General features: G+C 71.3%; 11 protein-coding genes. 4 read left to right on the forward strand and 7 right to left on the reverse strand.

Annotated elements, in window-relative coordinates; translation table 11 throughout:
- Window positions 1-562: 562 nt before the first annotated feature.
- Window positions 563-2,203 carry an acyl-CoA dehydrogenase family protein gene (locus CEK68_RS06610; protein WP_152238932.1) on the reverse strand — a complete coding sequence of 547 codons (1,641 nt, stop codon included), beginning with the start codon at window positions 2,201-2,203 and terminating at the stop codon, window positions 563-565.
- Between the two features lie 111 nt (window positions 2,204-2,314).
- On the opposite strand from CEK68_RS06610, the gene CEK68_RS06615 reads away from it, so the two are divergent.
- From CEK68_RS06615 to pdeM, 4 genes are read left to right on the forward strand one after another with little or no spacing between them, the layout of a single operon-like run.
- Window positions 2,315-3,319: a ligase-associated DNA damage response exonuclease gene (locus CEK68_RS06615; RefSeq protein ID WP_152238933.1), complete on the forward strand. Its 1,005-nt coding sequence runs from the start codon at window positions 2,315-2,317 to the stop codon at window positions 3,317-3,319.
- A complete protein-coding gene (locus tag CEK68_RS06620) occupies window positions 3,316-4,908 on the forward strand; it encodes an ATP-dependent DNA ligase (RefSeq protein WP_152238934.1) in 1,593 nt (530 codons plus the stop codon). The genes CEK68_RS06615 and CEK68_RS06620 overlap by 4 nt, the downstream gene beginning before the upstream one ends.
- Window positions 4,905-7,451 carry a ligase-associated DNA damage response DEXH box helicase gene (locus CEK68_RS06625; RefSeq protein WP_152238935.1) on the forward strand — a complete coding sequence of 849 codons (2,547 nt, stop codon included), beginning with the start codon at window positions 4,905-4,907 and terminating at the stop codon, window positions 7,449-7,451. The genes CEK68_RS06620 and CEK68_RS06625 overlap by 4 nt, the downstream gene beginning before the upstream one ends.
- A complete protein-coding gene (gene pdeM, locus CEK68_RS06630) occupies window positions 7,441-8,091 on the forward strand; it encodes a ligase-associated DNA damage response endonuclease PdeM (protein WP_152238936.1) in 651 nt (216 codons plus the stop codon). The genes CEK68_RS06625 and pdeM overlap by 11 nt, the downstream gene beginning before the upstream one ends.
- Before the next feature lie 798 nt (window positions 8,092-8,889).
- Here the strand turns inward: pdeM and CEK68_RS06635 are convergent.
- The 6 genes from CEK68_RS06635 to CEK68_RS06660 form a co-directional block, all read right to left on the reverse strand.
- On the reverse strand, window positions 8,890-10,140 hold the full coding sequence (locus CEK68_RS06635) for an NAD(P)/FAD-dependent oxidoreductase (RefSeq protein WP_193314124.1): 1,251 nt from the start codon (window positions 10,138-10,140) through the stop codon (window positions 8,890-8,892).
- Window positions 10,141-10,235: 95 nt separating this feature from the next.
- Entirely contained in the window at window positions 10,236-10,442 is a 207-nt protein-coding gene (locus tag CEK68_RS06640; RefSeq protein ID WP_003488188.1) for a cold-shock protein, read from the reverse strand.
- Between the two features lie 88 nt (window positions 10,443-10,530).
- Window positions 10,531-11,283 carry an S-methyl-5'-thioinosine phosphorylase gene (locus CEK68_RS06645; RefSeq protein WP_087943469.1) on the reverse strand — a complete coding sequence of 251 codons (753 nt, stop codon included), beginning with the start codon at window positions 11,281-11,283 and terminating at the stop codon, window positions 10,531-10,533.
- Window positions 11,284-11,373: 90 nt separating this feature from the next.
- Window positions 11,374-11,928: a hypoxanthine-guanine phosphoribosyltransferase gene (locus CEK68_RS06650; protein ID WP_152238937.1), complete on the reverse strand. Its 555-nt coding sequence runs from the start codon at window positions 11,926-11,928 to the stop codon at window positions 11,374-11,376.
- On the reverse strand, window positions 11,928-12,935 hold the full coding sequence (nagZ, locus tag CEK68_RS06655) for a beta-N-acetylhexosaminidase (RefSeq protein WP_152238938.1): 1,008 nt from the start codon (window positions 12,933-12,935) through the stop codon (window positions 11,928-11,930). The genes CEK68_RS06650 and nagZ overlap by 1 nt, the downstream gene beginning before the upstream one ends.
- A 373-nt stretch (window positions 12,936-13,308) precedes the next feature.
- Window positions 13,309-13,571: DsbA family protein (locus tag CEK68_RS06660; protein WP_193314125.1), on the reverse strand; the 263-nt coding region annotated here is incomplete at its 5' end.

Here is a 13,571-nt window from a genome sequence, read left to right on the forward strand (position 1 = left end):
TATGGCCTCGATAGGCTGGTCAGCCGTCCCCTCATCCGCCCCTTCGGGGCACCTTCTCCCGAAGGGAGAAGGAAGTGCCGGCCCACTTTTCCACATGCCGAGGGCGCGCTGGCCTCCATACCGCAGCTCATGGCATCGCGGAAGCTGAGCCCCTCTCCCGTCGGGAGAGGGGTTGGGGTGAGGGTACGGTCGCGCGACGCCGGTGATCGCTGCACTTGCTGCCTGACTAGGCTGGCAGCCGTACCCTCATCCGCCCCTTCGGGGCACCTTCTCCCGGAGGGAGAAGGAAGTGCCGGCCCGCTTTTCTACATGTCGAGGGCGCGCTGGCCTTCATACCGCAGCTCATGGCATTGCAGAAGCTGAGCCCCTCTCCCGTCGGGAGAGGGGTTGGGGTGAGGGTACGGTCGCGCGACGCCGGTGATCGCTGCACTTGCTGCCTGGCTACGCTGGCTGTCGCACCCTCATCCGCCCCTTCGGGGCACCTTCTCCCGGAGGGAGAAGGAAGTGCCGGCCCATTCATTTCCCACTTGGCAACGGCGCGGTGCGTCGCCACGCCACACGCCTACGGCAACGCACGCATCAGCAGTTCCTCGACCGGCACACCCTCCTGCAGCGTGCCGAACGCCAGGCCATGCGCGCCGGCCAGGCGACTGCGTACGAACATCGAGGCGGCCGGGCTGCCGCTGCGCAGCAGGAGCGCGGCCTGCAAGGCCAGCGCGATGCGTTCGGCCAGGCGCCGTGCGCTGTACTCGTCCACTTCGGCGTTGCCGGACAGCGAGCCGCGCAGTGCGTCCAGCGCCGCGTCATAGGCCGGGTCGGCGCCGCCCGCCGTCTGCAGCTCCGCCAGCACCGTGGCTGCGCTGGCCGGCTCGCGCGCCAGCGCACGCAGCACGTCCAGGCACTGGATGTTGCCGCTGCCCTCCCAGATCGAATTCAACGGCGCCTGCCGGTACAGCCGCGGCAGGATCGACTCCTCGACGTAGCCGGCACCGCCCAGGCATTCCTGCGCCTCGTTGACGAAGGCCGGCGCGCGCTTGCACAGCCAGTACTTGCCCAGCGCGGTGGCGATGCGCGCGAACGCCGCTTCCGACGCATCGGCGTCGGCCGCATCCACCGCGCGCGCCACCCGCAGCGCGAACGCGGTGGCGGCTTCCGATTCCAGGGCCAGATCGGCCAGCACGTTGCGCATCAGCGGCTGCTCGACCAGGCGCTTGCCGAACGCGATGCGATGCCGAGTGTGGTGCAGCGCCTGGGCGAGCGCCATGCGCATCTGCGCAGCGGCGGCGAGCATGCAGTCCAGCCGGGTCAGCATCACCATGCCGATGATCCGCGCCACCCCACGCCCTTCCTCGCCGACGCGCTGTGCCCAGGCACCGGCGAACTCCACTTCGCTGGACGCGTTGGACCAGTCGCCCAGCTTGTCCTTCAGCCGCATCAGCCGCAGTGCGTTGAGCTGCCCATCGGGCAGGCGCCGTGGCAGCAGGAAGCAGGTCAGGCCGCCCGGCGCCTGCGCCAGCACCAGGAAGCCGTCGGACATCGGTGCGGAGAAGAACCACTTGTGCCCGACCAGACTGTACGCGCCGGCGCCGTCCAGCGGCGTGGCGACGGTGGCGTTGCGGCGCACGTCCGAGCCGCCCTGCTTCTCGGTCATGCCCATGCCCAGGGTGATGCCGGCCTTGTCGGCGATCGGCACATCGCGCAGGTCGTAGTGCGGTGCGGCGGCCTTGTCGGCCCACTCACGCAAGGCCGGGTCCTGGCGCAACACCGCGACCGCAGCATGGGTCATGGTCAGCGGGCAACTGGTGCCGGCTTCGGCCTGGTGGTGCAGGTAGCTCAGCGCCGCGCGCGCCACATGCGCGCCCGGCTGCGGGCTGTGCCAGGACAGCCCGGCCACGCCATGGCGCTTGGCCGCGTCCAGCAACTGGTGATAGGCCGGGTGAAACTCGACCGTGTCGATGCGGTGGCCGTAGCGATCGTGCGTGCGCAGCCGCGGACGGTCGCGGTTGGCGTCGAAACCGAGCCGATACAGCGCATCGCCGGCCAGCACGCCGTACTGCGCCAGCGTCGCCGCGAAGCCGTCCGCGCCCTCGCGTGCGCAGGCCTCACGCAGCGCCACGTCGTCGGCCCAAAGATCGCGCGGTTCGAACGGCGGCGGCTGATTGTCGACCGTATGCGTGGCGAACGCCGGCAGGTCCGTGTGCATGCATCTCCCTCCCAGAAGCGCTGCACGCATTGTGGCCGATCCGTCGCGTCGCCGCGAACGCGCGGGGCGGATTCTCATCTCCTGCACACCGGCTTGGACACAGTGGCGCCCATGCCGAATGCCGCTTCCCAGGACCTGGTGGTGCTGCGCCCGGAAGGGCTGTACTGCCCCGCCGGCGATTTCCATATCGATCCCTGGCGGCCGGTGCCGCGCGCGGTCATCACCCACGGCCACGGCGACCACGCGCGCTCGGGCATGGGCGAATACCACTGCGCCGCCGCCGGCCTGCCGATCCTGCGCTGGCGGCTGGGCGAGCAGGCCTATCGCGCCTACGATTACGGCACCCGCTTCACGCTCGGCCACGCGCAGGTCTCGCTGCATCCGGCCGGCCACGTGCTCGGCTCAGCGCAGGTACGCATCGAAGTGGATGGCGAGGTCTGGGTCGCCTCGGGCGACTACAAGCGCCAGCCCGATCCGACCTGCGCGCCGTTCGAGGTGGTGCGCTGCGACACCTTCATCACCGAGGCCACCTTCGCCCTGCCGGTGTACCGCTGGCCGGACACCAGCGCGGTGGCGCGCGAGATCGTCGCCTGGCGCCGCGAGTGCGGCGCGCGCGGCGAGGCCGCGGTGCTGTTCTGCTACGCATTGGGCAAGGCGCAGCGCGTGCTCGCCGAACTGCAGCCGTGGGACGACCAGCCGGCGCTGCTGCACGGCGCGGTGGCGGCCGGCGTGGCGGTGTACCGCGAGGCCGGCGTGGCGATGCTGGACACGCGCACCGTGTCCGAACTGGACAAGCGCGCCGACTACGCCGGGCAGTTGGTGCTGGCGCCACCCTCGGCCGCTGGCAGTCCGTGGCTGCGCCGCTTCCGCCATGCGCAACTCGGCTTCGCCTCGGGCTGGATGCGGCTGCGCGGCAACCGCCGCCGGCGCAACTACGACCGCGGCTTCGTGGTCTCCGACCATGCCGACTGGCCCGACCTGCTGCGCACCATCGACGAGACCGGCGCGCGGCGCGTGATTGCGACCCACGGCAATACCGAAGCGATCATCCGCGCGCTCAACGAACGCGGCGTCGCCGCCGAGGCGTTCCGTACCGACTACGGTGGCGAGGAATGAAACGCTTCGCCGCGCTGTACCGGCAACTGGACCAGAGCACCGCGACGCTGGACAAGCGCGCCGCGCTGGTGGCGTATTTCGAGCAGGCGCCGCCGGCGGACGCGGCCTGGGCGATCTGGCTGCTCAGCGGCGGCAAGCTGCGGCGCATCGCCAACACCCGCGAACTGCGCGAGTGGATCGCACAGGAAAGCGGCCTGCCCGGCTGGCTGGTGGACGACAGCTACGACCACGTCGGCGATCTGGCCGAAACCCTCACGCTGCTGCTCGACGATCCGGCGGAAACCCCGGACCCGGCACCGCTGCGCGACTGGATCGAGGAGCGCCTGCTGCCGGTGGCCGCACAGGACGACGCCGCACGCCGCGCCGCGGTGGTGGCGGGCTGGCGCAGCCTGGCCTTCGACGAACGCCTGCTGTTCAACAAGCTGCTGACCGGCGCGCTGCGCGTGGGCGTGTCGCAGCGGCTGGTTCAGCAGGCGCTGGCGGCGATGTCGGGAATCGACATCGCGCGCATCGCCCAGCGCATGCTCGGTGCCTGGTCGCCGACGCCGCAGGCACTGGAACAGTTGCTGTCCGACGAAGTGCTGCCCAGCGACCGCCAGCAGCCCTACCCGTTCTTCCTCGCCTCGCCACTGGAAGCCGAGGCCGCCACGCTCGGCGCCCTCGACGACTGGTTGCTGGAATGGAAATGGGACGGCATCCGCCTGCAACTGATCCGCCGCGACGGCGAGGTGGCGCTGTGGTCGCGTGGCGAGGAACGCCTGGACGGGCGCTTCCCGGAGATCGAGGCGGCGGCGGCGACGTTGCCGCGCGACGCGGTGATCGATGGCGAGCTGCTGGTCTGGCGCGAAGGCGAGCCCGCACCGCTGCCGTTCACCGCGCTGCAGACCCGCATCCAGCGCCGCAAGCCCGGTGCAAAGACCCTGGCCGACACGCCGGCGCGGGTGCTCGCCTACGACCTGCTGGAACTGGACGGCCTCGACCTGCGCGAGCAACCGCTGCAGCAGCGCCGCGCGCAGTTGCAGGCCTTGCTGGAGGCGCACGCCGATCCGCGCCTCACGCTGTCGCCGCAGGTGCACGCTACGACGTGGGAGCAGGCGGCAACGCTGCGCGAGGATGCGCGCACGCGCGGCGTGGAAGGCTTGATGCTCAAGCGTGCGACATCGCCCTACCAGTCCGGCCGCCGTCGTGGCGACTGGTGGAAATGGAAGGTGGCGCCGCTGACCATCGACGCGGTGCTGCTGTACGCGCAGGCCGGCCACGGCCGGCGCAGCACGCTGTACACCGACTACACCTTCGGCCTGTGGGACGGCGAGCAACTGGTGCCGGTGGCCAAGGCCTACTCGGGCCTGGACGACAGCGAGATCCTGGCGCTGGACCGCTGGATCCGCGCGCACACCACCGAGCGCTTCGGCCCGGTGCGCGCGGTGACGCCGTACCAGGTGTTCGAGCTCGGCTTCGAGGCGGTGAATCGCAGCAGCCGGCACAAGTCCGGCATCGCCGTGCGCTTCCCGCGCATCCTGCGCTGGCGCCACGACAAGCCGTTCGCCGAGGCCGACCGCTTGACCACGCTGCAGGCGCTGGCGCGATGAGCGCAACCGCGGCGCGCCGGCGCCCGGCCGATGCGCCGCTGTACGCCTGGTTCGCGCAGCAGGGCTGGCAACCGCTGCCGTTCCAGCGCGCGCTGTGGCGGCACTACCTGGACGGCGGCTCCGGGCTGTTGCACACGCCCACCGGCAGCGGCAAGACCCTGGCCGCGTTCGGCGGCCCGTTGTTGGAGGGTCTGCGTGCGCAGGCCGCGGCGCAGGCGGCCGCCGTCAAACAGACGCCTGCCCGTGGCACCGGCGCCAGCGCGACTGCCAAGACCGCCTCGCCGCCGCGCACGCGCCGGCAGGCGCAGCGCGACCTCAAGGTGCTGTGGATCACCCCGTTGCGCGCGCTCGCCGCCGACACCGTGCGCGCGCTGCGCGAACCGGCACAGGCGCTGGGCCTGGACTGGCAGATCGGCCTGCGCACCGGCGATGCCAGTGCGCGCGACAAGCGCCTGGCGCGCAGCGGCAAACTCGATGTACTGGTGACCACGCCCGAATCGCTGGCGCTGCTGCTGTCCTATCCCGACACCGCGCCGCAACTGGCGACGCTGCGCTGCGTGATCGTCGACGAGTGGCACGAACTGCTCGGCAACAAGCGCGGCGTGCTGCTGCAGCTGTGCCTGGCGCGGCTGCGCGGCTGGGCGCCGGCGCTGCGCACCTGGGGCCTGTCGGCCACGCTCGGCAACCTCGACGAGGCGCGCGACGTGCTGCTGCCGCACCTGCCGCAGGCGCCGATCGTGGCCGGGGTCAAGCCGCGCACGCTGACCCTGGAGACGTTGGCGCCGGCGGTGGGCGAGCGCTTCCCTTGGGCCGGGCACCTGGGCCTGGCGCAATTGCCACGGGTGCTGGAAAAACTCTTCGCGGTGCGCACCAGCCTGCTGTTCACCAACACCCGCGCGCAGGCCGAGCTGTGGCATCAGGCGCTGACCTCGGTGTGGCCGGAAGAAGCGCACACGCTGGCCCTGCACCACGGCTCGCTGGACCCAGCGCTGCGCAGCGCTGCCGAGCAAGGCCTGCGCGACGGCAGCCTGCGCTGCGTGGTGGCGACGTCCAGCCTGGACTTGGGCGTGGATTTCCCCGCCGTCGATCAGGTGCTGCAGATCGGCAGCCCCAAGGGCGTGGCGCGGCTGCTGCAGCGTGCCGGCCGCGCCAAGCACCGCCCCGGCGAGGCCGGTCACGTACTGTGCGTGCCCTCGCACGCGCTGGAACTGGTCGAATACGCCGCGGCGCGCCGCGCCATCGCCCATGGCCGCATCGAATCGCGGCCCTCGCCGCGGCTGTCGCTGGACGTGCTGGCGCAGCACTGCATCACCTGCGCGCTGGGCGGCGGCTTCGCTGCCGACGCGCTGTACGCCGAAGTGCGCGGCACCGCCGCCTTCGCCATGCTGGATGCGCCGACCTGGCAGGCGGTGCTGGAGTTCGTCGTGCAGGGCGGACGCGCGCTGGCGCAGTATCCGGACTACCGCAAGGTGGTGCTGGACGCGGACGGCCTGTACCGCGTGCACGACCGTCGCATCGCCCTGCGCCATCGCCTGTCGATCGGCACCATCACCAGCGACGGCAGCGTCGCGGTGCGCTTCCTGCGCGGCGGCCGGCTCGGCGCGGTGGAGGAGCAGTTTGTCGGCCGACTGCGCCGCGGCGACCGTTTCCAGTTCGCCGGGCGCCTGCTGGAACTGGTGCGACTGGAAGATATGACCGCCTACGTGCGCCTGGCCAAGGGCGGCGACGGCAGCGTGCCGAAATGGATGGGCGGGCGCATGCCGCTGTCTTCGGAACTGGGCCGCGAGGTGGAAGCGGTGTTCGCCGATCCGCGCGGCGAGGCCGAACTGCGCGCGCTGGCGCCGTTGCTCGGCCTGCAGCGCGCGCTGTCGGACCTGCCGGCGCCGCAGCGGCTGCTGGCCGAGCGCGTGCGCGCCCGCGACGGCCAGCACCTGTTCGTGTATCCGTTCGCCGGCCGCCAGGTGCACGAAGGCCTGGCCGCGCTGCTGGCGCTACGCTGGGGCCGGCGGCAGCGCAATACCTTCAGCTTCGCCGCCAACGACTATGGCTTCGTGCTGTCGCCGGCGGAGGACGCGCCGATCGATGCGGCACTGCTGCGCGAACTGCTGAGTCCGGCGCAGTTGTTCGAGGATCTGCGCGAGAGCCTCAACCTGGGCGAACTGGCGCGGCGCCAGTTCCGCGAGATCGCCCGCGTCGCCGGCCTGTTGCCGCCCAGCCTGCCCGGCCGCCTGCCGCGCAGCCTGCGCCAGCTGCAGGCCTCCAGCGGCCTGCTGTACGACGTGCTGAGCCGCTTCGATCCCGAGCACCTGCTGCTGGCGCAGGCCGAGCGCGAGGTGTTGCAGGGCGAGATGGAACTGACCCGGCTCGCCGCCACCCTGGACGATTGCGCCGCGCGTGAGCTGGCGCTGCACAGCCCGCGCAGCCTCACCCCGCTGGCGTTCCCGCTGTGGGCCGAGAGCATCCGCGGCCAGCTCAGCACCGAGGACTGGAAGGCGCGGGTGATGCGCGCGGCGGCGCAACTGGAGCAGCGCCATGCGCGCTGAACTGGATTGGCTGCTGGCCGGCGAACCGATGCGCCTGCTCGGCGACCGCACGCTGTACTGGCCGGCGCGGCGACGGCTGCTGATCGCCGACCTGCACCTGGGCAAGGCCGACGTCTTCCGCCGCGCCGGCATCGGCCTGCCGCGCGGCGGCACCGCGCTCGACCTGGCGCGGCTGTCGGCCCTGCTGCAGGCGCAGGACGCGGCGGAACTGTGGATCCTCGGCGACGTGCTGCACGGCGCCGCACCCGATGCCGACTGGCAACGCCAGTGGCATGCCTGGCGCACGCAGCATCCGCAACTGCGCGTGGCGGCGATCACCGGCAACCACGACCGCGCCCTCGCCGGCGCCGGGCTGGACATCGCGCCGCTTGGCACGCAGGTGGAAGACGGCCCGTTCGTGTTGCGTCACGATCCGGTGACGGATGCGCAGCGCCACGTGCTGTGCGGGCACCTGCACCCGCTGGCCAAACTGCCTGGCTTGCGCCCGCGCTGGCCGGCGTTCTGGCTGCGCGACGGCATGACCGTGCTGCCGGCGTTCTCGCACTTCACCGCCGGCGTCACCCCGATCCTGGCGCCGGGCGAACGCCTGGTCGCCTGCGTCGAAGGCGCGGCCTTGGCGCTGCCGGTGGCGACGGCGTAGGTCGGGCCGCGTGGCGGCTGGCCGTGACTGCAACCGAAGTGGCCGGTGCGATGCCATGCTGTGGGAGGGACTTCAGTCCCGATGCGTCCGACTCAAAGGCGTCGGGGCTGAAGCCCCTCCCACAGTGCAGTCGCAATGCATTGCGCGAGTGCTTGGCACCGTGCCGAAGGAAGCGTCGGCGTAACGCCGGGCAGCCCATGACCGCGATCAAAGCAACAAGTGCACTGCCCTAATGTGGGAGGGACTTCAGTCCCGATGCGTCCGACTCAAAGGTGTCGGGGCTGAAGCCCCTCCCACAGTGCAGTCGCAATGCATTGCGCGAGTGCTTGTCACCGTGCCGGAAGAAGCATCGGTGGAACGCCGGGCCGCCCATGACCACGATCAAAGCAACAAGTGCACTGCCCTAATATGGGAGGGACTGCAGTCCCGACGCGACCAACTAAGGGTGTCGGGGCTGAAGCCCCTCCCACAGTGCAGTCGCAATGCATTGCGTGCGCGAGTGCTTGGCACCGTGCCGGAAGAAGCATCGGTGGAACGCCGGGCCGCCCATGACCACGATCAAAGCAACAAGTGCACTACCTTAGTGTGGGAGGGACTTCAGTCCCGACGCGACCAACTGAAGGGGGCCGGGGCTGAAGCCCCTCCCACACAAGATTGGCGAATCGCGGCACGACAATGTTGCAAGTGCAAACACAGAACATCGCCGTCGGACCGCGCTCGCCCGGTTGCGCTCTGCACGCGCCGTCGCCGCGACGAATCACCCAGGCGCGCGTCCACCTGCGTCCGCGATCTCGCCGCCTACGGCAGCGCCACGCGCCGCGCCACCGCGTCCTGCAACGCTTCGAGAAACTCTGGCGCCAGCGGCAGCTTGCCGAACCAGCCGTGCTGGGTGCCGCTGAGCACGCGCAGCATGTGTCCGCGGCCCCCCGGCATGCGCCCGGCCGGCAACATGCCCACGTCGCGCAGCCGCGCCACCACGTCGCGCTCGGACTGGAACAGCGGGGTCAGCCAGCGGCTCCAGAACTGGTACACCGCCACGTGCGCCTGGCGCTGCGCCTGGTAGCGCGCCAATGCCGCGTCGATGTCCGGCGCGGTGCGCAGGCTCTCGCTCAGCGCCCAGGCGTCCATCAGCGCCATGTTGACGCCCTGCCCCAGCTGCGGACTCATGGCATGTGCGGCATCGCCGGCCAGCACCAGGCGGCCGCGGTACCAGTGCCGCTGCACCGCATCGCGGTAGCTGGCCCGCGCCAGTTGCGCCGGTGCGTCGATCTGCGCCAGGCGTTCGCGCGCCTGCGGCCACAGCTGCGCGATCTCCTCCAGCCACGGCTGCACGCCGCGCGCCTGCCAGGCATCGAACTCGGCGGTCGGCAGGCTCCAGAAGAAACTCACCCGCGGCTCGGCATCGCCCGGGCGGGTGCCCACCGGCAGCAGGCCGATCATCTTGCGCGCGGCCACGTAGCGCTGGCGCAGTTCGTCGGGGAAGGCCCAGTCGCCGCGCGGCAGCAGGCACCACAGCGCGCCCCACGGATACATCCGGTCCAGCCGCGTCGCCTGCACCTGCGCGCGCAGCGCCGAGGCCGAGCCGTCGCAGGCGATCACCAGGTCGAACGGCCCGTGCCAGCGGCCGTGCTGGTCCTGCACCCGGCGCAGCGTGTCGTCGATGGCGACGATGCGCGTATCGCGCTGCAGCGTGGCGTAGCCGTCCCAGGCCTGCGCCAGCAGCGCGAACAAGGCGCCGCGCTGCATGCCCAGCCCGAACAGGCGCGCCTCCAGGTCGCGGTAGCGCATGTCCATCACCGCGCGCCCGCACGGGGTCTCGCCGTACAGGCGGTGCACCGGCGCACCGTAGGCCAGGGCCTGCTCGAGCAGGCCGATCCGCCACAGCACCTGCAGGCCGGTCGGCTGCAGCAGGAAGCCTGCGCCGACCGGCCCGGGCTCGGCGGCGCGCTCGAACACCTGCACGCGGTGCCCGTCGCGCGCCAGCAGCAGAGCCAGTGCCTGGCCTGCGGTGCCATACCCCACGATCCCGATCTGCAATCCTTGCGTCATTGCCTGCACCGCCTGCCGACGCCGACACCACGGCGTCTCCCATAAAAAACCCCGCCGAAGCGGGGTTCAAGGCACAACCGAGTCAACGCGCGCGCTTACTCGACCGGCGTGATATTCGAGGCTTGCGCGCCCTTCGGACCCTGGGTCACGTCGTAGCTGACACGCTGTCCTTCCTGCAGGCTGCGGAAGCCCTTGGAGTTGATCGCGGAGAAGTGCGCGAACACATCGGCGCTACCGTCTTCCGGAGAAATAAAACCAAATCCCTTGGCGTCGTTGAACCACTTGACGGTACCGTTCGGCATGGTGATGCGAGACCTTTTGCAGTGAATGGGTGGTGGTTGTGCGGCAGCCGCACCGGCGGAGTATGCAAAGCTTGCGCAACGAAGACAATCACCCGCGCGCCAGTTCCCCCACCAGCTCCGGCAGCCCGACCGAGGCCGCCTCGACATTGGCCAGCACCTCGGCCAAGGTGATTTCCTCGGCGTCGCCGCAGCCGGCCGCCCAGTTCGCCACGATCGCCAGGCAGGCGTAGTCCAGGCCCAGCTCGCGCGCCAACCCGGCTTCGGGCATGCCGGTCATGCCGACCAGGTCGCAGCCGTCGCGGCGCAGCCGCGCGATCTCGGCGATGGTTTCCAGGCGCGGTCCCTGCGTGGCGGCGTAGCAGCCACCGTCCACAAGCGCGGTGCCGGTGACGCGCGCGGCGGCGAGGATCTTGCTTCGCAGCAGCGGCGAATACGGATGACCGAAATCCACGTGCAGCACCTCGCTGCCCGGCTCTTCGCACAGGGTGGAGATGCGCCCCCAGGTGTAGTCGATGAGCTGATCCGGGCAGGCCAGCACGCGCGGGCCGAAGCGCTCGGTGATGCCGCCCACCGTGTTCAACGCGAGCACGCGCGTGGCGCCGATCTGCTGCAGCGCAGCAAGGTTGGCGCGGTAGTTGATCTTGTGCGGCGGCAGCGAATGGCCTTCGCCGTGGCGGGCCAGGAAGGCGACGCGGTGGCCGAGCAGCGTGCCGACCCGCACCGGGCCGGAAGGCGCGCCGTAGCGCGTCTCGACCTCGTGGGTCTGCACATCGTCCAGCTGTGCGAGCTTGTAGACGCCGGTGCCGCCGATGACGGCCAGTGCGATGTTGTCCATGCGGATCCTCGAACGAAAGGGAACGCCTGCGCCGGCGACGCGCGCCGGCAGCGGGAAACTTCAGCGACGGAGGCGAGGCTGGCTCGCCTGCCCCGCTTACTCCTTCATCGCGTAGATCGCCGGCAGGTTGCGCAGGGCTTCGTTGACGTCCATGCCGAAGCCGAACACGTAGCGGTCCGGCACTTCGACGCCGACATAGTCGGCGCTGACCCCGGGCACGCAGCGGTCGTGGCGCTTGACCGTCAGCGCGGCAATGCGCACATCGGTGGCGCCCTGCTCCAGGCACCACTCGCGCACTGCCTTCAGGGTCAGGCCTTCGTCGAGGATGTCGTCGAGCAAGAGCACGCGGCGGCCGTACAGCGCGGTGGCCGGGCGGTGCTTCCACACCAGTTCGCCGCCGACGGTCTCGCCGCGGTAGCGGGTGGCGTGCAGGTAGTCCAGCTGCAGGTCCTGGCCGCGGCTGCCCAGTTCCAGCGCCAGCTGGCCGGCGAACGGCAGCGCGCCGTGCATGATGGTCAGGTAGACCGGGGTTTCGCCGAGGTAGTCGGCTGCGATGGCGTCGGCCATCTGGGCGATGGCCTGGTCGATGCGGGTGCGATCGACCAGCAGGTCGGCCTGGGCCAGGGCCTGGGCGATGGTGAGAGTGGACATCAGGCGGTTTTTCCGAAGGTGGAGAGCAGATGGGATTGGGTGTGACCGTAGCGGGCATCGGCCAGCAGGCCGTCCCAGCCAAGGCCGCCGCGGCCGATCAGGCCGAGCAGCGCGGCGGTGTTGAGCGGGCGATCGCGCACGGCCTGCAGCGAGTCTTCGACAAGTTCCGGGTGGCAGACCAGGACCACGTCGCAGCCGGCGTCCAGGTGCGCAGTGACCCGCGCGGCGACGCCGCCGGCGGCGAACGAGGCGGCCATGCCGATGTCGTCGGAGAACACCACGCCACGGAAGCCCAGCTCCTGGCGCAGGATCTGCTGGATCCAGCGCGGCGAGTAGCCGGCCGGTTCCGGCGCCACCTGCGGGTAGACCACGTGCGCCATCATCACCGCGTCGGCGCCGGCGGCGATGCCGGCGGCGAACGGCACCAGATCTTCCTGGCGCAGGGTGTCCAGCGAACGCGGGTCCTCGGCATTGTCGACGTGGGTGTCCTCGAGCACGGTGCCATGGCCAGGGAAATGCTTGAGGGTCGCGCCCATGCCGACGCTGTGCATGCCGCGCACATAGGCCGCGGCGAAGGCCGCGACCACCTGCGGATCGTCGCTGAAGGCGCGGTCGCCGATGGCACGGTTGCCGCGGGCCAGGTCCAGCACCGGGGCGAAGCTGAGGTCGATGCCGCTGGCGCGAATCTCGCTGGCCATCAGCCAGGCGTGCTGCTCGGCCATCTCCAGCGCAGCGGCCGGATCGCGCGCGTACAGCGCGCCGAAATCCTGCAGCGGCGGCAATGCACTGTAGCCCTCACGGAAGCGCTGCACGCGCCCGCCTTCCTGGTCCACGCAGAGCAGCAGCGGCCGCGGCGTGGCGGCGCGGATCGCCGCGCTCAACTCGGTCACCTGCGCGCGCGAGGCGAAATTGCGTTTGAACAGGACCACGCCGGCCACCGCATCGTGCTGCAGCCAGTCGCGCTCCTGCGCGGTGAGTTCGGTACCGGCAACGCCGATCGCGAGCATGCGGGGGATTCCTCCTGCCGGCGCGGTTCAGGCGCCTGTGGGCCGGCATTGTCGCAGATGCCGGCGTCGGCGGCAGGTCGCGCCCCTGCCAGCTGACACGTCTCGGTAATGAACGCGTCCGAGTTGAGGCGCGCGCAGCGCAGCAGAGCCGCGCCGCGCTGCAGTCCGCCCGGTCCGCGCGCGCAAGGCGGCCTTGCGGCCCGTTGCCTGGCCGCCTGGCTGGCACGCGCGCGATGCGGGAGAGGTCCGCGGCGAACCGGCATGGGCATCAGCAGGATGCCTGCGCACCACCGCGGGCCGCCCCTCGCCTCCTGCGACGCTGTCTGGCGCGCCGCCCGCGGCGCGGGGCACCCAACGTACAGCGCGCGACGTTCTAGACCGCGCACCCCTCCGGACCGCAATCGCGGCCCGCCTGGGCGTCGGCCAGCAAACCGCGCACGGTGGCGGCGAACACCTCCGGCGGCTGCGCGCCCTGCAGCGCCTGGCGGCCATCGATGACGTAGGTGGGTACCGCGCGGATGCCCATGGCCTGCGCCTGCTGCAGTTCCGCCTCGATCTCGTCCAGTCCCTCGTCGCCGGCCAGCAGCGCCTGCACCCGCGCCGCCGACAACCCACCGGCGGCGCGGGTGCAGGCGC

This window comes from Xanthomonas sp. LMG 12461, from assembly GCF_009192935.1.
Classification (GTDB): Bacteria; Pseudomonadota; Gammaproteobacteria; order Xanthomonadales; family Xanthomonadaceae; genus Xanthomonas_A; species Xanthomonas_A sontii.